The following is a 21436-nucleotide window of genomic DNA, read 5'->3' on the forward strand; positions in this document are numbered from 1 at the left end:
ACGCCCGAAACCTTCCGATAGCTTCGTGTTATCGGGGGCTGACATCATCCGGCGGGCCCGGGCGCTCCTTCACACTCCGGTTCGAAAGCGGTCCACCCCACGGGCCACCCCCCACACCGGAGCCAGGAGCTTCCATGCGCCATTCCCGGAATTCCCGTAATTCCCGAACCGCCCTGTTAGCCGCCTCGGTCGGCCTCGGCCTCGCCGCCGCGCTCGGCATCGCACCCGCCGCGGGCGCCGCTCCCGCCCCCGTCGGCAACGCCGCCTCGTACGCCGCGTACGAGCGTTCGCAGGAGAACGCCGACGCAAACCGCGCCTTCTTCGAGGCGATCCAGCGCTCGGTGGCCGAGCAGCGCGCCGCGAACCCGGGCGCCCTGGCCGTCACCGTCACCTACAACACCCGCAACGCGCCCAGCTTCCGCAGCCAGATAGCCCGCTCGACGCAGATCTGGAACAGCTCGGTGTCCAACGTCAAGCTGCAGGAGGTGTCCTCGGGCGGCAGCTTCGCGTACTACGAGGGCAACGACTCGCGCGGCTCCTACGCGAGCACCGACGGGCACGGCCGGGGCTACATCTTCCTCGACTACCGGCAGAACCAGCAGTACAACTCCACCCGCGTGACCGCCCACGAGACGGGCCACGTGCTCGGCCTGCCCGACCACTACTCGGGCCCGTGCAGCGAGCTGATGTCGGGCGGCGGCCCGGGCACCTCGTGCCAGAACGCGCAGCCGAACTCGGCGGAGCGGTCCCGCGTGAACTACCTCTGGCGCAACGGCTTCGCCGCCCAGGAGCAGTAGGCGCCCCCACGGCGCGGTCGTCCGGCCGGGGGGCGGTCCGCCGAAAGGTCAGACCCCCGGCTGGACGTGGGCGGGGCACTCCGGGTTCCGGCAGGGTCCCGCCACCCACTCGGGCACGAAGATGCCGAGGACCTTGCGCCGCTTGATCACCGTCTCCACGGGGCGGCCGCACACCGGGCAGTGCTCGGGCTCACGCCCGGCCTGCGCGGCGGCCGCCCCCTGGGGATGCTTCTGCTCTTGACCGGTCATACGTCCACGGTAGGACGGTTCGTCCCGATCCGGGCGGTTTCCGTCCGGCCGGCCGGTCGGCCGGGTCAGCTGGTCGGGCGGGTCAGCCCCAGCCGCGTCAGCCGGTCGAGTCCTTGCGGGCGTACGTCGAGATGATCTGCCCGCCGTCGAAGGTCTCGACCTTGGTGAGCTCCAGCGGGCGCACCCCGAAGCCGGCCCGCGACATGGGCATGCCAGTGCCGAGGAAGCACGGGTAGGTCTTGACGACGAACTCGTCGATCTCGTCCACCAGCTGCCCGGCCAGGTCCGCCCCGCCGCACAGCCAGATCCCCAGGCCCTCGCGCTCCTTGAGCTCGCGCACACGGGCCACGACATCGCCGCCGATCAGCTCGACAGCCGGGTCGGGCGACTCGGTCAGGGAGCGGCTGACGACGTATTGCTCCAGGTGGCCGTAGGGGCTGGTGACGCCCTCCTTGAATCCCACGTCGTACGTGCCGCGACCCATGAGCACGGCGTCGAAGTGCCGGGGCGCGGCGTCGGCGAGGCCGAGGTGCTCCCGCACGTGAGTGGGGACGGTCTCGGGGTACTCGGCGCACATGCGCTGCGTGTACTCCGGGTCCAGGAAGTGCGTGATGAAGAAGTTGCCGTCGCCGTCCGGGTCTCCGATGAAGCCGTCGACGGAGGTGGCGATGAAGTACGTGAGCTTGCGCAAGCGCGATTCCTCTTCGGTTCGACTCGGGGCACCGGACGGCGCCCCGTTCACTGCAATCAAAGTACTACAGGTGAAGTGATTCGCGAAGAGGATTTACGAGGGCATCACGAGGACTCACGAGGAAGGTTCCCGAGCGGGGTGCGACAGCAACGGCGACGGCCCCCGCTCACCCGCGCGGCTTGCGCCACATGGGCCACATCTGCGGCCCGTCGGGCAGCTGCACCTCCGTGCCGGTGAACTCCCAGCCCAGCCGCTCGTAGAGCCGCATGCTCCGCTCGGAGCTCGCCTCCAGGTACGCCGGCAGCCCGTCCCGGTCGCAGCGCTCCAGCACCGGCCGCATCAGCTCGGTGCCCAGCCCCTCGCCCTGCCGGCCCGGGGCGACGCCGATCATCAGCAGGTACTCGTGCTCCTCCCCGGTCGGGTGGGACTCGCCGAGGAGCCGGCCGACCAGCTCGCAGCGCTCGTTGTCCGGGTCGGCGGCCTCGCGCATCCGCGCCGGTACGTCGTCCTCGGGCGCCTCGCCCCCGTGGTCGCCGGCCGGGACCCGCAGCCACAGCGCCGCGGCCGAGCCGTCCACCGCGTAGTCGATGCGCCCCTCGGCCAGCGCCACGTCCACGAAGACGCCGAGGAACTTCCCGTGCACCGCGCGCCGGTGCGCCGGGTCGGGGAAGACCCAGCTGCTCACCGGGTCCTCCTGGAAGGCCTCGTCGAGCAGGGCCGCCACCGCGTCCCGGTCCGCCTGCTCCGCCCGGCGTATCTGAAGCACCACTGCTCTCACCTTCCACAGACGTTTCAACTTCCGTGGCCGATCCTAGAGTTGGGCCGGAGCAGCGGAAAGGCCTGTTCCGGCACACCAGGTGCCGGAACAGGCCTTGTGCCGAGGCGTCGCGGACCCTTGGCCCTTCGGGTCCCTCAGCACGTCTTGCTGGTGCCTCAGCACGTCCTTCGGGTCACGAACTCCGCCAGGGCCAGCAGACCGCCCGCCGCCGCGAGGTCCGGAACGGCCCGGGACAGCTGCTGCACCGCCCGCCCCATCCGGTCCGCGGCATGGGCCTGCGCCCAGTCGCGGCCCCCGGCCCGGTCCACCGCGTCGGCGGCCCGTTGTACGTCGTCCCCGGTCATGGGCCCGGCGTACAGCGCGGCCAGCTCCGCCCCGGCCTCGGTGCCCGAGGTGAGGGCGGCCACGACCGGGAGGGACTTCTTGCGGGCGAGCAGGTCGGCGCCGGCGGGCTTGCCGGTGTGCTCCGGGTCGCCCCAGATGCCGATCAGGTCGTCGATCAGCTGGAAGGCGATCCCCGCCTCCCGGCCGAAGGCGTCCATCGCCTCGACCTCGTCCACGCCCGCCCCGGCGTACAGGGCGCCGAGCGCGCACGCACAGCCGAGCAGCGCCCCGGTCTTGGCCGTCGCCATGGCCAGGCACTCGTCCAGCGGGACGTGCGCCCGCTGTTCGAAGGCGCAGTCGGCCTGCTGGCCGCCGCACAGCTCGATCATGCACGCCGCCAGCCGGGCCGCGGCCGCCGCCGAGGCGGGGTGCGGGTCCTGGGCCAGCTGTTGCAGGGCGAGGGCCAGCACGGCGTCCCCGGCGAGGATCGCGTCCTGCGTCCCGAACACCGTCCACGCGGTGGCCCGGCCCCGCCGGCGTACGTCCTCGTCGATGACGTCGTCGTGGAGCAGGGTGAAGTTGTGCGCCAGCTCCACGGCCACCGCGGCCCGTACGGCGTCCTGCGCGCTGCCCTTCAGCGCCCGCGCCGCGGCCAGCACCAGGGCGGGCCGGATGGCCTTGCCCGCCTGGCCCGCGGCGGGGGTGCCGTCGGCGTTCACCCACCCGAAGTGGTACATCGCCACCCGCCCCAGCACGCCGGGCAGGCTCTCCAGGGTGCGGCGCAGCTGCGGGTTGACCGTTTCTCTCGTCTGTTCCAGGAGGGCTGCGGCCTCCTGGCCCTCACCGGTCGCTACGGCGTTCAGTGCCAGCGCCCGATCTCGACGTTCTCCAGCACACCGAGCGCGTCCGGTACCAGCACGGCGGCGGAGAAGTAGGCGGTGACCAGGTACGAGATGATCGCCTGCTCGCTGATGCCCATGAAGCGGACCGACAGGCCCGGTTCGAGCTCGTCGGGCAGGCCGGTCTGGTGCAGCCCGATCACGCCCTGCGCGTCCTCGCCGGTGCGCATGCACAGGATCGAGGTGGTCCGGGACTCCGTGATCGGGATCTTGTTGCACGGCATGATCGGCACCCCGCGCCAGGCCTGCATCGGGCGGCCGTGGACCTCGACGGTCTCCGGGTACAGGCCGCGCCTGCTGCACTCGCGGCCGAAGGCGGCGATGGCCTTGGGGTGGGCGAGGAAGAGGTCGGAGTCGCGGCGCATGCTGAGCAGCTGGTCCATGTCGTCCGGGCCGGGCGCGCCGTCGTGCGGCTGGATGCGCTGGTCGTAGTCGGCGTTGTGGAGCAGGCCGAACTCGCGGTTGTTGACCATCTCGTCTTCTTGGCGCTCGCGCAGCGCCTCGACCGTGAGCCGCAGCTGCTGCTCGGTCTGGTTCATGGGGTGGTTGTAGAGGTCGGCGACGCGGGTGTGCACGCGCAGGACCGTTTGTGCAATGGAGAGTTCGTACTCGCGCGGCCTGGCCTCGTAGTCCACGAAGGTGCCCGGCAGTGCGGGCTCGCCGACGTGGCCGGCCGAGAGGTCGATCGCCGCCTCGCCGAGGGCGTTGGTGTGCTGCGGGGGCAGGGACCGTACGCGGTCGACGTGGGCGCGCAGCGACTCGACGCGGTCGGCGAGCAGCTGGAAGTCCTGCCGGGACAGCGCGAGCGCGGTGCCGGAGGTGGCGGCGCGCGCGGTGTACTCCCAGATGGCCTCCCCGTCGACGAGGCTGTCCTCGCCGAAGTAGGCGCCGTCGGCCACCGTGCGCAGTACCGCGTCGTCGCCGTACGGGCCCGGGCCGACCTGGTCGACGCGGCCGTGGGCGAGCAGGAAGACCTCGTCGGCGCGGCTGCCGAAGGAGGTGAGCTCCTGGCCGGCCTCGAAGTCGACCTGGCGGCACCGCTGGGCGAGCTCGGCGAGGACGTCCGGGTCCTCGTAGCCGCGCAGCAGCGGCAGTTCGCCGAGCTCGGCGGGGACGACCTGGACCCGGTCACCGGTCTTGACGAACGTCACGCGGCCGTCGCCGACCGTGTAGGTCAGCCGCCGGTTCACCCGGTACGTGCCGCCCTGCACGGACACCCACGGGAGGGTCTTCAGCAGCCAGCGGGAGGTGATCTCCTGCATCTGGGGCACGGACTTGGTCGTGGTTGCCAAGTTCCGTGCGGCCGAGGTGGCGAGACTGCGCTGCGGACCCTGTGGAGCCCGGGGACTCTGCGCCTCGGCTTCGGAACCTGCCTGGACCGACATGTCATTCCCTTTCGACACTCCATGGATATGCGCATCGAGCCTTTCAGGACGGAGGGTGATGCGACCATTACACAAAAGAGTGGGACTACTCCGAACGGGCGTGGGCACCCTCTCGGGTCGACATGAGTCACACGGGACACTCCGGCCCCATCTGTTTCAGCCACCGCGGGACGTCCGGACGGCAGCCGCGGTGGACGGCGGCCGCCGGACGGTGGACGGCGACCGCCGAACGATGGACGGCGACCGCCGGACAGTGGGCGCCACCCCGGCCCGCCTGCCTGCCCCGCCCCGTCCTCACCGTTCTCATTAATTTGCGTCTCATATGCAAGTTTCTCTACGGTGATGCCATGCGGCTCACTCGGTTCACCGACCTCGCACTGCGCGTCCTGATGCGCCTGGCCGTCGAGGAGGCGGACCTGCCCACCACGCGCGACGTCGCGGCGGTGATGCAGGTCCCGTACACGCACACCGCCAAGGTGGTCGCCCGGCTCCAGCACCTCGGCCTGGTCGAGGCGCGGCGCGGGCGCGGCGGCGGCCTCGCCCTGACCGCGGCGGGCCGGGCGGCGTCGGTCGGCGGGGTGGTCCGCGACCTGGAGGGCCCCGGCGATGTCGTGGAGTGCGAGGGCACCACGCCGTGCCCGCTGCGCGGCGCCTGCATCCTGCGCGGCGCACTGCGCCGGGCGCAGGAGGCGTTCTTCGCGACGCTGGACCCGCTCACGGTGAACGACCTGGTCGCGACGCCCACGGGGCCCCTGCTGCTGGGCATTTCGAGCAGCGGGGCGGCGGGGTGGGCCGAAGGTCCCTGACCGCGGGGGCCGGACGGCCGGTTCGGACCGGCGGCCCGGGCGCCTACCGTGAGCCCGGGCGACAACCCGAACGGATGGACCACGCGCTCACCCGTACCCAAAAACTTGCATCTCTCATACCAATTAAGCGCCCAGTCACAGCGCACCACTCACATCGAGGCGAGGACCTTCTGATGCTTTCCGCGAAGTCGGCAGAGACCGTACGCGCCACCCTGCCCGCCGTGGGCGCCGCCATAGGCCAGATCACGGAGACGTTCTACGCGAAGATGTTCGCGGCCCACCCCGAGCTGCTGCGGGACCTGTTCAACCGGGGCAACCAGAACGCCGGCCTCCAGAAGCAGGCCCTCGCCGGCTCCATCGCCACCTTCGCGACCTACCTCGTCGACCGGCCCGACACCCGCCCCGACGTCATGCTGAGCCGCATCGCGCACAAGCACGCCTCCCTCGGCGTCACCCGCGAGCAGTACCCGATCGTCCACAAGTACCTCTTCGAGGCGATCGTCGAGATCCTCGGCGAGGCCGTCACCCCCGACGTCGCCGAGGCCTGGGACGAGGTCTACTGGCTGATGGCCAACGCGCTCATCACCCTTGAGGAGCGGCTCTACGCCGAGACGCAGGTGCTCGCCGGAGACGTCTGGCGGCAGTGGACGGTCACCGGCCGCGTCGCCGAGACCGCCGACTGCACCACCTTCCGCCTGACCCCCGCGGACGGCGCCCCGGCACCGGCCTTCAAGCCCGGCCAGTACGTCTCGGTCCAGGTCGAACTCCCCGACGGCGCCCGGCAGATCCGCCAGTACAGCCTCACCGGCGCACCCGCCGCGGCCGAGCGCACGATCACCGTCAAGCGGGTCCACGGCCCGTCCGCCGGCGGCCCCGACGGCGAGGTCTCCAACCACCTGCACTCCCAGGTCGAGGTCGGCGACACCCTGCGCGTGTCGGCCCCGTACGGCGACCTGGTCCTGCGCGACACCGAGGCCCCGCTGCTGCTCGCCTCCGCCGGCATCGGCTGCACCCCGATGCTGTCGATGCTGGAGCACCTGTCGGAATCCGAGCACACCGCCCCGGTCACCGTCCTGCACGCCGACCGCTCCCCCGCCGAGCACGCGCTGCGCGACGACCACCGCGCGCTGGCGCTCAAGCTGACCGACGCCACGGTCCGGTTCTGGTACGAGGCCGACGCCGAGCCCGGCGACAGCGAGGGCCTCATGGACCTCGCGGACACGCCGGTCGCCCCCGGCACCCAGGCGTACCTGTGCGGCCCGCTCCCCTTCATGCGCGCGGTACGCGAGCAGCTGCTGGCCAAGGGCGTGCCGGCGGCGGACATCCACTACGAGGTCTTCGGCCCCGACCTGTGGCTGGCCGCGGCCTGAGCACCAAACACCCCATCATAACTGTCCGAAATCAATCGCTCACTGTGCGAGACCACTAGCCTCGGAAGAAGAGCCTCCGCTACATCCGGTAACGAGAGGCGGCCGCGTGGGGCGGCCGTCGGCACCGCAAAGGAGGCGGCCATGGCCGCACCCATGTCAGCGGACCGATTCATCCACGTGCTGCGGAACGAAGGCCTGACCGTCGTCGAGGTGGGTGCCTGGCGCACCCACAACCGCAACCACAAGGGCCCGTGGGGCCCCGTACACGGAGTGATGATCCACCACACCGTCACCCGTGGCACGGCGAACACCGTGCAGCTGTGCCGGGAGGGCGACCGGCGCCTGCCCGGCCCGCTGTGCCACGGCGTGATCACCAAGGACGGCCGGGTCCACCTGGTCGGCTACGGCCGCGCGAACCACGCGGGGGCGGGCGACCGGGACGTCCTCGCCGCGGTCATCGCCGAGAAGGCCCTCCCGCCGGACGACCGCGCGGACACCGACGGCAACCGCCACTTCTACGGCTTCGAGTGCGAGAACCTCGGCGACGGCGAGGACCCGTGGCCGGCCGTCCAGCTCGACGCGATCGCCCGCGCGGCGGCAGCGGTCTGCCGGGCCCACCGCTGGACGGCCCGCTCGGTGATCGGCCACCTGGAGTGGCAGCCGGGCAAGATCGACCCGAAAGGCTTCACGATGGCCGCGATGCGCGAACGCATCCACGCCCGCCTGAAGTAACCGCACACGCACACGCACACGCACACCACGGCCCTGCCCGCCTCCCCCACGCGGGGCGCGCAGGGCCCACACCGTTCAGCCTGTGACCCCATCACATTCGAGTGGTTGTCACATCTCACGCCGCTGCCCGGTCCTCACTGCAGAAGCGAGCGAAGAGAAGGGATCATGAGGATGAAGGCCGTCATCGTGTGCGTCTCCGTGTCGCACGGCAATACGCGCCGTGTTGCCGACACCATGGCCCGGGTGCTGGGCGCGAAGGTCGTCACCCCCGAGCAGGCCGACCCGGCGGAGCTGGCCGACGCAGACCTCGTGGGATTCGGCTCGGGCATCTTCTACGGCAGGCTCCACCCCCACCTGACCGACTTCGTCAAGGCGCTTCCCGCCATGAAGGGCCGGGCGTTCGTATTCGCCACCAGCGGCCTCCCCGAACGCCGCCGGGCACCTTTCACCCGCCCCCTGGCCCAGCTCCTCGAAGGCAAGGGCTTCGAGGTGGCCGAGAACTTCACGTGCCGGGCGTTCGACACCTGGACCCCCTTCAAACTCGTCGGCGGCATCAACAAGCACCGCCCGAACGCCGACGACCTGTCCGCCGCGCGGGCGTTCGCCGGGCGACTGGGCGGGTGAGGGCCGGTATCCAGGACCGGAGCACCCACAATGGACGGGTGAACCGCCCCGTGAACATTGACGTGCTTCTGCAGCCGCGTCCGCCGTCCCCGTTGCAGGAGATCCGTGACGAGCGGTTCGAGCGGCACGGGGTCCGGCTCGTGCTGAAGCGGGACGACCTGGTCCATCCCGAGCTGCCTGGGAACAAGTGGCGCAAGCTGGCACCCAATCTGCGGGTGGCCGTGGCCGACGGGGCGGACGAGCTGGTGACCTTCGGTGGGGCCTACTCGAACCATCTGCGCGCCACCGCCGCCGCCGGGCGGCTGCTCGGGCTGCCCACCGTGGGCGTGGTGCGCGGGGAGGAGCTGGCCGGGCGGGAGCTGAACCCCTCGCTGGCGCGGTGCACGGCCGACGGGATGCGGCTTCACTTCGTGCCGCGGTCGGTGTACCGCCGCAAGGGCGAGCCCGAGGTGCTCGCCCGGCTGCTCGCCGGGGCCGGGGCGGAGGGTGCGTACGTCGTGCCCGAGGGCGGGAGCAACGCCGTCGCCCTGGGTGGCTGCGCGGAGCTCGGGCAGGAGCTGCGCGGGGAGGCCGACGTGGTGGCGGTGGCCTGCGGGACCGGGGGGACGCTGGCCGGGCTGGCCGCCGGGCTCGGGCCGGGGCAGCGGGCGCTGGGGGTGCCCGTGGTCGCGGGCGGGTTCCTGGGGGCGGAGATACGTTCCTTCCAGACGGCGGCGTTCGGCGCGCCGCTGGGCAACTGGGAGCTGGCCGAGGGCTTCGAATGGGGCGGGTACGCCCGGGTGCCCGCGGAGCTGGAGGCCTTCGCCGCCGACTTCGAGGACCGGCACGGGGTACCCGTGGAGCGGGTCTACGTCGCCAAGCTGCTGTACGCGCTGACCGCCCTCACCGAGGCCGGACGGTTCCGGCCGGGGACGGCCCTGGCCGCGGTCGTCACCGGCCGCCCCTGACCGCAGGACCTGCTGGCAGGAAGGCTCTCTGGCCGGCCCGCGCCCTGGCCGGGCGACCCGGGCGACCCGGGCGGGGCAAGGCCGGCAGGCCGAGAGGGCCGGCGTACGCGCACCGGCCCCGCGCCCGCCGCCGTACGTACGCACGGGCACGGCCCCCGCGGCAAGGCCCGCAGGCGGGGGCGGGGGCCTACCCCGCCTCCTCCCGGTACGCCGCCGCCTCCTCCAGGTCCAGGCGGCGCAGCAGTGCGCGGAGCATCTCGTCGTCGATCTTGCGGCGGTCCCGCAGGGAGACGAAGACCTCGCGTTCGGCCTCGATCATCTCCCGGGCCAGGCGCCGGTAGATGTCGTCCGCCGATTCGCCCGTCTGCGGGTTGACCTCGCCCAGCCGCTCCCAGACGGCGTTGCGGCGCCGCTCCAGCACCGTCCGCAGCCGGTCGGCCAGCGGTGGCGGCAGTGCGTTGGCCGGGTCCGCCAGGAGTTCGGCCAGCCGGTCCTCCGCCGCCCGCGAGGCCTCGCTCTGGGCCTGCGCCTCCGCCAGGGTCTCGGCCCGGACGTCCCGCGGCGGCAGCCGCAGCGCCCGGATCAGGGGCGGCAGGGTCAGCCCCTGCACCACCAGCGTGCCGATCACCGTGGTGAAGGTCAGGAAGTGGACGAGGTTGCGGTGCGGCACCTGCATCGGGATCGAGAAGGCCACGGCCAGCGAGACCACACCGCGCATCCCCGCCCAGCCCACGACCACCGGGGCCTTCCAGGTGGTGTCCGGCTCCCGCGCGCGGATCCGCGCGGACAGCGCGCGCGGAACGAAGGTCGCGGGGAACACCCACACGAGCCGGGCGACGACCACCGCGAGGAACACCGCCAGCGCGTACCAGGCCGCCTGCGCCCCCTCGTACTCGTCCAGGCCCGCCATGACCACCGGCAGCTGGAGCCCGATCAGCGCGAAGACCGTCGACTCCAGCACGAACGCGATCATCCGCCACACCGCCCCCTCCTGCAGCCGGGTGGCGAAGTCGACCTGCCAGCTGCGATGGCCCAGGTAGAGCGCGACCACGACCACCGCGAGCACGCCCGAGGCGTGCACCCGCTCGGCCGCCGCGTAGGCGACGAAGGGGATCAGCAGCGAGAGCGTGTTCTGCAGCAGCGGCTCCCGCAGCCGCGTGCGCAGGTGGTGGATCGGGACCATCAGCAGCAGGCCCACGCCCACCCCGCCGACCGAGGCCAGCAGGAACTCCGCCGCGCCGCCCGCCCAGCCGACCCCCTCGCCGACCACCGCCGCCACGGCCACCTTGTACGCGGTGATGGCCGTGGCGTCGTTCACCAGCGACTCGCCCTGGAGGATCGTGGTGATCCGCGGCGGCAGGCCCAGCCGCCGGGCGATCGCGGTGGCCGCGACCGCGTCCGGCGGCGCGATCACCGCGCCCAGCACCAGCGCCACCTGCAGCGACAGGCCGGGCACCACCAGGTACGCCACGTAGCCGACCGCGAGCGTGGCGAAGAGCACGTAGCCCACGGACAGCAGCGCGACCGGGCGGACGTTCGCCCGCAGGTCCAGGTACGAGGAGTCCACCGCCGCCGTGTACAGCAGCGGGGGCAGCACCAGCGGCAGCACCACGTGCGGGTCGAGCCCGTACGGGGGCACCCCCGGCACGTACGAGGCGGCCAGCCCGGCCGCGACGAGCAGCAGGGGCGCCGGCACCCGCGTCCGACGGGCCAGCCCGGCCACGGCGGCACTCGCCGCCACCAGGGCCACCAGCGGCAATACCTCCATCGAAGATCCTTCTCACTCGTGGGGCGCGCCCGTACCTGCGTACGCTGGCCATCATGAGCGAGTGCCCGCACGTTCCCGAACTGCCGCGCCCCGAGCCCGTCCCGCATGCCCAGACCTGCCCCGAATGTCTGGCCACGGGGAGCCATCCCGTCCAGCTGCGGATGTGCCTGGACTGCGGGCACGTGGCGTGCTGCGACTCCTCGCCGCACCGGCACGCCAGCGCCCACTACCAGGAGACGGGGCACCCGGTGATGCGCAGTTTCGAGCCGGGCGAGACCTGGCGCTGGTGCTTCGTGGACGCCACGATCGTCTGAGGAGCACCGACGTCTGAGGAGCACCGACCGCCCGTGTCCGAATCGCCTGAGGAGCACCGCCCCGCGTCCGAATCGTCCGGGGAGCAGCGCCCCGCGTCCGGGGAGCACCGCCCCGCGCGGGCCGCGCGGTTCATCCGCGTGCGGCGGGGTAGATCAACCCTCCGCCGGTTCCCCTGATTTGGGCCCCGCAGACCTCTAGCCACTGTGCGTACCGATGGGCTTACCATCGGTCACCGGCCGCCGCGCGGCCGTGGCCGGGGCCGTCTCCAGGGGTGTCACCCGGGGGGCCGCGACACGATCGCCCGGATCGCGATAGCGTCACCGGCGGAACAGAGCTCGTACCACCATGGAGGTGAGGGTGTCCCAGATCGCAGGCGAGCCCGGGACCCAGGACTTCGTCGAAGTCCGGCTGCCGGCCGCGGGTGCCTACCTGTCGGTGCTGCGAACGGCCACCGCCGGTCTCGCGGCACGGTTGGACTTCACCCTCGACGAGATCGAGGACCTGCGCATCGCGGTGGACGAGGCGTGCGCGATCCTGCTCCAGCAGGCCGTTCCCGGCTCGGTCCTCAGCTGCGTGTTCCGGCTGGTGGACGATTCGCTGGAGGTGACCGTCTCGGCGCCCACCACGGACGGCAGGGCGCCGGAGCGCGACACGTTCGCGTGGACGGTCCTGTCGGCCCTGGCCGGCAAGGTCGAGTCCACGGTCGAGGAGGACCGGACGGTCAGCATCAGTCTCTACAAACAGCGCGGCGCGGGACCAGGGCCGGCGTGAGCGGCGGGGACACCCCGGTGCGGGGCATGGGGGTACCTCCGGACGGAAGCGCCCCCGGCAGCGGCCGGGGGAGCGTCCGGGGGCGGCCCCGGGTACGGCACGAGGTCGACGGCGGCATTCCGGTTCAGCCCGCCCGGCCGCACCCGGCCGACACGGATGCGGAAGACGGCCTTTTGGACTCGGCGGAGCGACGGGCGGGCCCTATGAGCGACAACCAGCACGACCAACCAGCACAGACGCAGCCGGCACAGACGCAACCGGCACCGACGCAACCGGCACAGACGCCGGGCGCGGAGGACCCGCGCGACCGCAGTGGTGCGCGGGCGCTCTTCGTCGAGCTGCGGGCGCTGCCCGAGGGCTCCCCGGAGCGGGCCGAGCTGCGCAACCGGCTGGTACGGATGCACCTGCCGCTGGTCGAGCACCTGGCCCGGCGGTTCCGCAACCGCGGGGAGCCGCTGGACGACCTCACGCAGGTCGCCACCATCGGCCTGATCAAGTCGGTGGACCGGTTCGACCCGGACCGCGGGGTCGAATTCTCGACGTACGCCACGCCGACCGTGGTCGGCGAGATCAAGCGGCACTTCCGGGACAAGGGCTGGGCGGTCCGGGTGCCGCGGCGGCTCCAGGAGCTGCGGCTGTCACTGACCACGGCGACGGCCGAGCTGTCCCAGCAGCACGGCCGCTCCCCGACCGTCCACGAGCTGGCCGAGCGGCTCGGCATCTCCGAGGAGGAGGTGCTGGAGGGGCTGGAATCGGCCAATGCCTACAGCACCCTGTCCCTGGACGTGCCGGACACCGACGACGAGTCCCCGGCGGTGGCGGACACGCTGGGCGCGGAGGACGAGGCCCTGGAGGGCGTCGAGTACCGCGAGTCGCTCAAACCGCTGCTGGAGGGGCTGCCGCCGCGGGAGAAGCGGATCCTGCTGCTGCGGTTCTTCGGCAACATGACCCAGTCGCAGATCGCGCAGGAGGTCGGGATCTCCCAGATGCACGTCTCCCGGCTGCTGGCCCGCACCCTGGCCCAGCTCCGGGACAAGCTCCTCGTCGAGGAGTAGCGAGGAGTAGTCGAGAGGCCCTCAGCCCTCAGGCCGCGTCCTTGGGCCCGATGCCGAGGGCCTCGGTCGCGGTGGGGTTCACCAGCAGGGCCACCACCGCGACCGCCGCCAGCGCGAGGGCGACGGCGGCTGCGGTCATGGCGCCGCCCGTCGTCCACAGGGTCCACGCCACCGGCATGGCCATCAGCTGGGTGATCAGCGCCGGGCCGCGGCTCCAGCGGCGGCCCAGGCGCAGCCCGCCGGCCGCCACGAGCGGCAGCGCCGCGAGCGCGAGCAGGGTCACCCCGCCGGTCTCGGCCTGCTGCGGGGAGTCGGGGTCGCCGGCGATGCCGACGAAGAGCATGTAGACGCCGAGGGCGGCGAGCGCGAGGCCCTCCAGGGCGGTGAGCGCGGCGGCCGCGGTCAGCCGCCCGGGCAGCGCGGCGGGCTCGGCGGGCGCCGCGGACCCCGCGGCGGCGGTCCTGGCCGGCGCCTTCACCTGCGCCGCGGCCGAGGTCTTGGCCGACCCCGCGGCCGAGGTCTTCGCCGAGGTCGTAGCCGAACCCTTGGCCGGTGCCTTCGCGGATGCCTTGCGGGGCTGCTTCTTACTCACCCCAGCAGGGTAGCCCGCACCAGCCGGCCGGCCGCAGGCACGGGCGGACCCCGCTCGCAGGCGCGGGCGGACCCCGGTCGCGGGCCGTCGCAGCGGTCGGAGAGGGGTCTCGGACGGGTCCGTACGGACAGGTAGGTAATCTGGCGCCCATGCGTGCACTTCTCGTGGCCAACCCAGCAGCGACGACCACCAGTGCGCGCACGCGCGACGTCCTGATCCACGCACTGGCCAGCGAGATGAAGCTGGACACCGTGACCACCGAGTACCGGGGGCACGCCCGCGACCTGGGCCGCAGGGCGGCCGAGAGCGAGGACATCGAGCTGGTCGTGGCCCTCGGCGGCGACGGCACGGTCAACGAGGTCGTGAACGGCCTCCTGCACAACGGGCCCGACCCGGAGCGGCTGCCCCGGCTGGCCGTCGTACCCGGCGGCTCCACCAATGTCTTCGCGCGCGCCCTCGGCCTGCCCAACGACGCCGTCGAGGCGACCGGCGCCCTGCTCGACGCGCTGCGGGAGCGGCGTGAGCGGACGGTGGGACTGGGCCTGGCCTCCGGCACCCCGGGTTCCGAGGACGAGGCGGTCCCGGCGCGCTGGTTCACCTTCTGCGCGGGCTTCGGCTTCGACGCGGGCGTGGTGGGCCGGGTCGAGCAGCAGCGGGAGAAGGGGAAGCGTTCGACGCACGCCCTGTACGTGCGGCAGCTCGTACGCCAGTTCCTGGAGGAGCCGAACCGCCGGCACGGCACGGTCACGCTGGAGCGGCCCGGTGCCGATCCGGTGCATGATCTCGTGCTGTCCATAGTGTGCAACACGTCACCTTGGACATTTCTGGGGAACCGCCCGCTTTACGCCTCTCCGGAGGCCTCCTTCGACACCGCACTTGACGTGCTGGCTCTCAGCCGTTTGTCAACTCCGGCCGCCGCGCGCTACGCGACACAGCTCCTGACCTCGACTCCTGAGCGCGGCCCGCACGGCAAGCATGCGCTGTCCCTGCACGATCTGACCGCCTTCACCTTGCATTCGAAGGTTCCGCTTCCCTTCCAGATGGACGGAGACCACCTCGGTCTGCGGACCAGCGTTCAGTTCACAGGCGTACGCCGTGCACTGCGTGTGATTGTGTGAGTAGAAGAGCCTAAAGTCCTTTCAGTCGAACGTTTAGGCGCCGTTCCACCCCCAGGAAGTACGGCTGTGACCTAGTCGACACCGAAGAATCAAAAAAAACTTTCCGGAAGGGGTTGTATCCCCGTCCGAGGTTTGCGAATCTCTACATGGCGATCGGGACAGCCCGCAGAACCCGGCCCCCATGACCGCCAGAACCCCTTCCACGATTCGGACCGCACCAGGCACACCTGGGCGTCGGCCCTTCCTCCGCGAAGGGATTCGTGAAAGCGTTCACATTCACAAGCAACCTGCCCGCAATACCAAGGAGATGGAGCAGCCATGGACTGGCGTCACAACGCCGTTTGCCGCGAGGAAGACCCCGAGCTCTTCTTCCCCATCGGCAACACCGGTCCTGCGCTGCTGCAGATCGAGGAAGCCAAGGCCGTCTGCCGCCGTTGCCCCGTCATGGAGCAGTGCCTGCAGTGGGCGCTCGAGTCCGGTCAGGACTCCGGCGTCTGGGGCGGTCTCAGCGAGGACGAGCGCCGCGCCATGAAGCGCCGCGCCGCTCGCAACCGGGCGCGCAACGCCAGCGCCTGACATCGACTTGATCAACCTCGAGCCGCAGCGCGTAGCACCCGTATAGCGCTCAGCAACGTGCTCTTGAGCCCCGGACCGGCACCCTGGTCCGGGGCTCAGTGCTGTGTACGGAGCCGCACCGGCGCCCCTCCCCTCGCCGCCCCACTACGCAGCGTGACGATCAGGGGGTTGAGGCACGCCTGGCTACTTCTGAGGGGCTACTTCTGAGCTACTTCTGAGCTACTTCTGAGGGCTGACCGGGATGTCCAGGACCACCTTGGTGCCGCCGTCCTCGCCCGCGACCACCATGTCGAAGGTGCCGCCGAGCTCTCCCTCGACGAGGGTCCGGACGATCTGGAGTCCGAGGTTGCCGGCGCGCTTCGGGTCGAAGCCCTCGGGCAGGCCGCGGCCGTCGTCCACCACGGTGATCAGCAGCCGCGAGTCGTCGCGCCGGGTGCCGCTGCGGGCGGCCGCCACCTCCACCGTGCCCCGGTCCCCCGGCGCGAAGGCGTGCTCCAGCGCGTTCTGCAGGATCTCGGTCAGCACCATCGACAGCGGGGTCGCGACCTCGGCGTCCAGGATGCCGAAGCGGCCGAGCCGCCGGCAGTCCACCTTGCCCGGGGAGATCTCCGCGACCATCGCGATGACCCGGTCGGCGATCTCGTCGAACTCCACCCGCTCGTCCAGGTTCTGGGACAGCGTCTCATGGACGATCGCGATCGAACCGACCCTGCGGACCGCCTCGTTGAGCGCCTCGCGCCCCTGGTCGGAATCCATCCGGCGGGCCTGGAGGCGCAGCAGCGCGGCGACCGTCTGGAGGTTGTTCTTCACCCGGTGGTGGATCTCCCGGATGGTCGCGTCCTTGGTGATCAACTCGCGTTCGCGGCGCCGCAGTTCGGTGACGTCGCGGCACAGCACGAGCGAGCCGATCCGGGTCCCCTTGGGTTTGAGCGGGATCGCGCGCAGCTGGATGACCCCGCCGCTGCCCTCGACCTCGGTCTCGCGCGGGGCCCAGCCGCTGGCCAGCTTGACCAGGGCCTCGTCCACCGGGCCGCGCGACGGCGTCGCGAGCTCGGCGGTGGCGGTGCCCAGGTGCTGGCCGACCAGGTCGGAGGCCAGGCCCAGGCGGTGGTAGGCGGAGAGCGCGTTCGGGGAGGCGTACGTGACGACACCGTCGGCGTCGAGCCGGATCAGGCCGTCGCCGACCCGCGGGGAGGCGTCCATGTCGACCTGCTGGCCGGGGAACGGGAACGCCCCGGCCGCGATCATCTGCGCCAGGTCGGAGGCGGACTGGAGGTAGGTCAGCTCCAGCCGGCTGGGCGTGCGGACGGTGAGCAGGTTGGTGTTGCGGGCGATGACGCCGAGCACGCGCCCTTCGCGCCGTACGGGGATCGACTCGACGCGGACCGGCACCTCCTCGCGCCACTCCGGGTCGCCCTCGCGCACGATCCGGCCCTCGTCCAGCGCCGCGTCGAGCAGCGGGCGGCGGCCGCGCGGAACCAGGTGGCCGACCATGTCGTCCTGGTAGGAGGTGGGCCCGGTGTTGGGCCGCATCTGTGCGACCGAGACGTAGCGGGTCCCGTCGAGGGTGGGCACCCACAGCACCAGGTCCGCGAAGGACAGGTCGGAGAGCAGCTGCCACTCCGAGACCAGCATGTGGAGCCACTCCAGGTCGGTGTCACCGAGAGCGGTGTGCTGGCGTACGAGATCGTTCATGGAGGGCACGTGAGCGAGGGTACCTCGGGTACGGCCGACGACTTTCCCCACAGGAATACCCATCAGTACCCTCGGCCGCGTACTGTTGGACAAAGCAACGGCTGTGCGGGGCTGTCATTGGATGGACAGATCAGATTGGTCTAGTCCACAATACTGCTGTACGACAAGCTGTACGACGAGACTTCCGCCCTCCCCGCACAGGAGGACGGATCGAGGTGGCCGCGCGCTCTGCCCTGACCGCGCAGGCACCTCCTGCCGGCCCGCGGGAACCGCACACCCGCCGGCCGAAGTACTCCGGGCTGCGGTGCCGGACGGGTTGAGGGTCCCGCCCCGGCACCGTGGCCCAGAGGAACGTGCGTGTCCCCCGCCCGCCCTGCGCATGCAGCCTGTCAGGGCCGGGGCAGCGGCAAGCCGCGACGCCGAACGCGGGGCCGGGGTCGCCCGGCGGGCGCTCGACGACGCGGCACGCGTCGACTCCACTCTCGTGGCCTCCCGGCTCAACACGCTGTTGCACGCGGCCCGCCCGTACGGGACCGCCGCGGTGAACGACGTACGGGACCGGGCGAAGGATCTTGCCGCAGCGCGTCCGACCGCGGTCGCGGCCTGAGAGCATCGAGTGCATGGGCAAGCACCGCCGACCCGGACCCCCGAACCAGCCGTCCCGCGCCGTCCCGCGGATCGACGCCGGCGACCCGCTCGCCGCGTACGACAAGCGGCGGCGCCCGCCGATGGACGTCCACCGGCGCCACCGGCCCGTGGGCGGTGGCGCCTCCCATCTGCGGCCCGGCGAGGTGCGGGTCCTGGAGGAGTGGAGCGGGTTCGCGTACGAGCCCGTCGGCACCGCCCCCGACCTCGCAGCGGCCCAGAAGTGGGTGCACGAACTCCAGGACGGTGACGGCTCGGCCGCTTGATCCCCGCCTACGCCGGCCAGGCCGCCAGGGCGAGTTCTGCCACCGCCGTCAGTTCCTCGCGGGTCGCGCCGTCCCGGGACTGTTGGGACATGCCCTGGAGGACCGCGCCGTAGTAGCGGGCCAGTGCCGGGGCGTCGGTGTCTGACGGGAGGGTGCCGGTGGTGATGTCCGCCCGGATTCGGGTCTCGAAGGCCGTGAGGTTCTCGGCGCGGCGCCGCCTCAGCTCCTCCGCGACCTCCTCGGTCGTGCAGTTCACCGCGGCGCTGATCACCAGGCAGCCCGGCGGGTGGGCCGGGTCGGCGTAGATCTCGGCGGCCTCCCGCATGATGCGTTCCACGGCCGCGCGGGCGGTGGGCTCCTCGGCGAGCGCGACCGCCGCGAAGTCGCCGTAGCGGCTGCCGTAGACCACGACCACCTCGCCGAACAGCTTGCGCTTGTCGCCGAAGGCGGCGTACAGGCTCGGTGCGCCGATGCCCATGGCCTTGGTGAGGTCCGCGATCGAGGTCGCCTCGTAGCCGCGCTCCCAGAAGGCCCGCATGGCCTCGTCGAGGGCCGCGCCGCGGTCGAAGGAGCGGGGTCTGCCGCGCTGTCCGGTCACCATGGGGGGAATTCTATAGCGGGCGCTATGGAATCTGGTACGGTCTGCCGTGTTCTTTCTGTAGCGATCGCTATCGATATGCGGAAGGGGGCGCGTCATGGGCGTGCTCAAAGGGAAGACGGCGCTGGTCACGGGCGGTGGCCGGGGCATCGGCCGGGCCGTCTCGCAGCGGCTGGCGCGGGACGGGGCGCTCGTCGCGGTGCACTACGGCCGCAACGAGGAGGCCGCCAAGGAGACGGTGGCGGCGATCGAGGCGGAGGGCGGCCGCGCCTTCGCGATCGGGGCGGAGTTCGGCGTCCCCGGCGACGCGCAGGCGCTGTGGGCGGCGTACGACGCCCACCCCGCGAGCACGCCGCAGGTGGACGTGCTGGTCAACAACGCCGGGGCGGCGGCCTTCGCGGGGCTGGCGGACACCGACGAGGAGACGTACGACCGGGTGCACGCGGTGAACGCCAAGGCGCCGTTCTTCGTCATCAAGCACGGGCTGGCGCGGCTGCCCGACGGCGGCCGGATCGTGAACGTCACCGGCACCCCGGACATCGCCCTGCCCGCGATCCTCGCCACCATCACGGCCAAGGGCGCGGTCAACGCCCTGACCCGGTCGCTGGCCGCGGAGCTCGCACCCCGCGGGATCACGGTGAACTCGGTGGGCCCCGGCATCACCGAGACCGACCTGAACGCCGGCTGGCTGGCCGATCCGGCCGCCCGCGCGCACGCCGCCTCGCGCTCGGTGTTCCACCGGGTGGGCACGCCGGAGGAGGTAGCCGACGTGGTGGCCTTCCTCGCCTCGGCCGACTCGCGCTGGGTCACCGGCCAGCACCTCGACGCGACCGGCGGACTGCAGCTCGCGCTGCTGTAGGAGAAGGGGCGCGAAGGCCCGGCGGGAGGGGCGAGGCTCTGCTAGATTGGTCTATACCACAATGCCCCGGACCTCCCCCGCCCGCCGGGGGACCCCACTGACAGATCGGCAGGCCCAGCGTGGAAGTTGTCATCGTCCCGGACGCCACGGCAGGCGGCGAGCTCATCGCGGAGGCCATGGCCGCCCTGGTACGCCGCAAGCCCGACGCCCTGCTCGGCGTGGCGACCGGCTCCACCCCGCTGCCGATCTACGAGGCCCTGGCCGCGAAGGTCCGCGCCGGCGAGGTCGACGCCTCCCGGGCCCGGATATGCCAGCTCGACGAGTACGTCGGCCTGCCGGCCGGGCACCCCGAGTCCTACCGCGCGGTCGTGCTGCGCGAGGTGGTCCGGCCGCTGGGCCTGTCCGAGGAGTCCTTCATGGGTCCGGACGGCACCGCCGAGGACCTGGTCGGCGCCTGCCAGGCGTACGACGAGGCGCTCGCGGCGGCGGGCGGCGTGGACCTCCAGCTGCTCGGCATCGGCACGGACGGGCACATCGGCTTCAACGAGCCGTGCTCCTCACTGGCGTCGCGGACCCGGATCAAGACGCTGACGGAGCAGACCCGCGTGGACAACGCGCGCTTCTTCGACAACGACCTGGACCAGGTCCCGCACCACGTCATCACGCAGGGCATCGGCACGATCCTGGACGCCCGGCACCTGGTGCTGCTCGCGACGGGCGAGGGCAAGGCGGAGGCGGTGGCCCAGACGGTGGAGGGTCCGCTCTCGGCTCTGGTCCCGGCCTCGGCGCTGCAGTTGCACCGCCATGCGACGGTGGTCGTCGACGAGGCCGCGGCCTCGAAGCTGAAGCTGGCGGACTACTTCCGCCACGCCTACGCCAACAAGCCGGCCTGGCAGGGCCTGTAGGCATCCGCTGCGCGGGGCCTTTCCCCACCCCGCCCCTTCCCGAACTGGGGCTCCGCCCCAGACCCCGCGCCTCAAACGCCGGCGGGGCTGGATATGTCCAGCCCCGCCCAGCGGTTCCGGCTATGCCCCCGCGATGATTTCCGCCGCGGCCCGGCCGCATACGCGGGCTGCCCCGTGCGTCGCGACATGGAACGCTCCGCTCGGCCGGGCCCGCGGCAGCCCCATCTCCACCACCACCGTGTCCGGCCGCGCCGAGATCAGTGCCGCCACGGCCTGCGCCATCCACGCGTGCCGGTGCGCGTCGCGCACCACCGCGACGATGGTGCGGTCCCCCGCCGCGGCCAGCACGTCCGCCGCCGTCGCACCCTCGGCGTAGGTCCCGGAGGCGGTGTCCGGTACCAGCTCGGCCAGCTCGGCCGCGACGCCCCACGGGGTCTCGTCGCCCACCGCGATGTTCGCCACCGGCGCCAGCGTGGCGACGTAGGGCCGGGCCACCGCGACCGGCGTACCCGAGACCACCAGCGCGCGGCGGGCCGCCGTGAGGCCGATGCCGGGCGCGCTCCCCTCCTCGGGCGCGCCCGGCGCGGCGGTGGCCCGGGCCTGCCGGGTCCACTCGGCGAGGGCGCGGCCCCGGGCGGCGGGGGGAGGGCGGGGGGGGCCGGGGCGGGGGG

General features: G+C 72.4%; 24 protein-coding genes and 1 pseudogene. 15 read left to right on the forward strand and 10 right to left on the reverse strand.

The genetic code is table 11. From position 1 onward, the window contains the following. The first annotated feature begins 134 nt into the window (after positions 1–134). Positions 135–797, forward strand: a complete 663-nt coding sequence (gene snpA / locus GPJ59_RS06845; RefSeq protein WP_219665544.1) for a snapalysin — start codon at positions 135–137, stop codon at positions 795–797. A gap of 48 nt (positions 798–845) precedes the next feature. On the opposite strand, the gene GPJ59_RS06850 is transcribed toward snpA, so the two are convergent. The 5 genes from GPJ59_RS06850 to GPJ59_RS06870 all read right to left on the reverse strand — a co-directional run bounded on the left by GPJ59_RS06850 (position 846) and on the right by GPJ59_RS06870 (position 5123). After that, positions 846–1046 carry a hypothetical protein gene (locus GPJ59_RS06850; RefSeq protein ID WP_219665565.1) on the reverse strand — a complete coding sequence of 67 codons (201 nt, stop codon included), beginning with the start codon at positions 1044–1046 and terminating at the stop codon, positions 846–848. A 97-nt stretch (positions 1047–1143) separates the two neighbouring features. Further along, a complete protein-coding gene (locus tag GPJ59_RS06855; protein ID WP_219665545.1) occupies positions 1144–1737 on the reverse strand; it encodes a dihydrofolate reductase family protein in 594 nt (197 codons plus the stop codon). A gap of 166 nt (positions 1738–1903) precedes the next feature. Further along, a complete protein-coding gene (locus GPJ59_RS06860) occupies positions 1904–2506 on the reverse strand; it encodes a GNAT family N-acetyltransferase (protein WP_219665546.1) in 603 nt (200 codons plus the stop codon). A 164-nt stretch (positions 2507–2670) separates the two neighbouring features. Then, a complete protein-coding gene (locus GPJ59_RS06865; protein WP_374200794.1) occupies positions 2671–3708 on the reverse strand; it encodes a family 2 encapsulin nanocompartment cargo protein polyprenyl transferase in 1038 nt (345 codons plus the stop codon). Beyond that, positions 3699–5123 (reverse strand): family 2B encapsulin nanocompartment shell protein, encoded by a 1425-nt coding sequence (locus GPJ59_RS06870; RefSeq protein WP_219665547.1) that lies wholly within the window; start codon positions 5121–5123, stop codon positions 3699–3701. Before GPJ59_RS06870 ends, GPJ59_RS06865 begins: the two co-directional genes overlap by 10 nt. A 347-nt stretch (positions 5124–5470) precedes the next feature. Between GPJ59_RS06870 and GPJ59_RS06875 the strand changes: the two genes are divergently transcribed. The 5 genes from GPJ59_RS06875 (at position 5471) to GPJ59_RS06895 (ending at position 9602) form a co-directional block, all read left to right on the forward strand. After that, positions 5471–5929 carry an RrF2 family transcriptional regulator gene (locus GPJ59_RS06875; protein WP_219665548.1) on the forward strand — a complete coding sequence of 153 codons (459 nt, stop codon included), beginning with the start codon at positions 5471–5473 and terminating at the stop codon, positions 5927–5929. Between the two features lie 173 nt (positions 5930–6102). Next, positions 6103–7299 (forward strand): globin domain-containing protein, encoded by a 1197-nt coding sequence (locus GPJ59_RS06880; protein WP_219665549.1) that lies wholly within the window; start codon positions 6103–6105, stop codon positions 7297–7299. Positions 7300–7440: 141 nt separating this feature from the next. Then, entirely contained in the window at positions 7441–8031 is a 591-nt protein-coding gene (locus GPJ59_RS06885; protein WP_219665550.1) for a peptidoglycan recognition protein family protein, read from the forward strand. A 165-nt stretch (positions 8032–8196) separates the two neighbouring features. Next, the gene (locus GPJ59_RS06890; RefSeq protein WP_258023979.1) at positions 8197–8655 is read left to right on the forward strand and encodes a flavodoxin family protein; all 459 of its coding nucleotides are present in this window, start codon (positions 8197–8199) and stop codon (positions 8653–8655) included. A 38-nt stretch (positions 8656–8693) separates the two neighbouring features. Then, positions 8694–9602, forward strand: coding sequence for a 1-aminocyclopropane-1-carboxylate deaminase/D-cysteine desulfhydrase (locus tag GPJ59_RS06895; protein ID WP_219665551.1), 909 nt, complete (start codon positions 8694–8696; stop codon positions 9600–9602). Between the two features lie 187 nt (positions 9603–9789). Here GPJ59_RS06895 and GPJ59_RS06900 read toward each other — a convergent pair whose 3' ends face one another. Next, a complete protein-coding gene (locus GPJ59_RS06900) occupies positions 9790–11370 on the reverse strand; it encodes a Na+/H+ antiporter (RefSeq protein WP_219665552.1) in 1581 nt (526 codons plus the stop codon). Positions 11371–11423: 53 nt separating this feature from the next. On the opposite strand from GPJ59_RS06900, the gene GPJ59_RS06905 reads away from it, so the two are divergent. From GPJ59_RS06905 to GPJ59_RS06915, 3 genes are all read left to right on the forward strand, one after another. Beyond that, complete coding sequence (locus GPJ59_RS06905; RefSeq protein WP_219665553.1) at positions 11424–11684, forward strand: UBP-type zinc finger domain-containing protein; 261 nt, start codon at positions 11424–11426, stop codon at positions 11682–11684. A 358-nt stretch (positions 11685–12042) separates the two neighbouring features. Next, on the forward strand, positions 12043–12456 hold the full coding sequence (locus GPJ59_RS06910; protein ID WP_030153599.1) for an anti-sigma regulatory factor: 414 nt from the start codon (positions 12043–12045) through the stop codon (positions 12454–12456). Beyond that, positions 12453–13511: an RNA polymerase sigma factor SigF gene (locus tag GPJ59_RS06915; RefSeq protein WP_374200793.1), complete on the forward strand. Its 1059-nt coding sequence runs from the start codon at positions 12453–12455 to the stop codon at positions 13509–13511. The genes GPJ59_RS06910 and GPJ59_RS06915 overlap by 4 nt, the downstream gene beginning before the upstream one ends. Before the next feature lie 28 nt (positions 13512–13539). Here the strand turns inward: GPJ59_RS06915 and GPJ59_RS06920 are convergent, their stop codons facing one another. After that, positions 13540–13989: a hypothetical protein gene (locus GPJ59_RS06920; protein WP_219665563.1), complete on the reverse strand. Its 450-nt coding sequence runs from the start codon at positions 13987–13989 to the stop codon at positions 13540–13542. A gap of 263 nt (positions 13990–14252) precedes the next feature. Between GPJ59_RS06920 and GPJ59_RS06925 the strand changes: the two genes are divergently transcribed. Together GPJ59_RS06925 and GPJ59_RS06930 are read left to right on the forward strand one after the other, a co-directional pair. Then, a complete protein-coding gene (locus GPJ59_RS06925) occupies positions 14253–15221 on the forward strand; it encodes a diacylglycerol/lipid kinase family protein (RefSeq protein ID WP_219665554.1) in 969 nt (322 codons plus the stop codon). Between the two features lie 318 nt (positions 15222–15539). Then, a complete protein-coding gene (locus GPJ59_RS06930; protein WP_003953983.1) occupies positions 15540–15797 on the forward strand; it encodes a WhiB family transcriptional regulator in 258 nt (85 codons plus the stop codon). A 219-nt stretch (positions 15798–16016) separates the two neighbouring features. Here the strand turns inward: GPJ59_RS06930 and GPJ59_RS06935 are convergent, their stop codons facing one another. After that, a complete protein-coding gene (locus GPJ59_RS06935) occupies positions 16017–17492 on the reverse strand; it encodes a sensor histidine kinase (RefSeq protein WP_219665564.1) in 1476 nt (491 codons plus the stop codon). 379 nt (positions 17493–17871) lie between these two features. On the opposite strand from GPJ59_RS06935, the gene GPJ59_RS06940 reads away from it, so the two are divergent. Further along, the gene (locus GPJ59_RS06940) at positions 17872–18099 is read left to right on the forward strand and encodes a hypothetical protein (RefSeq protein ID WP_258023981.1); all 228 of its coding nucleotides are present in this window, start codon (positions 17872–17874) and stop codon (positions 18097–18099) included. Between the two features lie 13 nt (positions 18100–18112). Further along, positions 18113–18403, forward strand: coding sequence for a DUF6087 family protein (locus GPJ59_RS06945; RefSeq protein WP_219665555.1), 291 nt, complete (start codon positions 18113–18115; stop codon positions 18401–18403). 7 nt (positions 18404–18410) lie between these two features. Here the strand turns inward: GPJ59_RS06945 and GPJ59_RS06950 are convergent, their stop codons facing one another. Then, entirely contained in the window at positions 18411–19004 is a 594-nt protein-coding gene (locus tag GPJ59_RS06950; protein ID WP_219665556.1) for a TetR/AcrR family transcriptional regulator, read from the reverse strand. 94 nt (positions 19005–19098) lie between these two features. Here GPJ59_RS06950 and GPJ59_RS06955 point away from each other — a divergent pair, with 94 nt between their 5' ends. Together GPJ59_RS06955 and nagB are read left to right on the forward strand one after the other, a co-directional pair. Then, complete coding sequence (locus GPJ59_RS06955; RefSeq protein WP_219665557.1) at positions 19099–19860, forward strand: SDR family NAD(P)-dependent oxidoreductase; 762 nt, start codon at positions 19099–19101, stop codon at positions 19858–19860. A 119-nt stretch (positions 19861–19979) separates the two neighbouring features. Continuing rightward, positions 19980–20765, forward strand: a complete 786-nt coding sequence (nagB, locus tag GPJ59_RS06960; RefSeq protein ID WP_219665558.1) for a glucosamine-6-phosphate deaminase — start codon at positions 19980–19982, stop codon at positions 20763–20765. 120 nt (positions 20766–20885) lie between these two features. Here the strand turns inward: nagB and GPJ59_RS06965 are convergent. Next, positions 20886–21436 (reverse strand): annotated as a pseudogene (locus tag GPJ59_RS06965) (glycoside hydrolase family 3 protein); the annotation flags it as partial.

Origin of the sequence: Streptomyces bambusae (genome assembly GCF_019400985.1) — a bacterium.
Lineage (GTDB): Bacteria > Actinomycetota > Actinomycetes > Streptomycetales > Streptomycetaceae > Streptomyces > Streptomyces bambusae_A.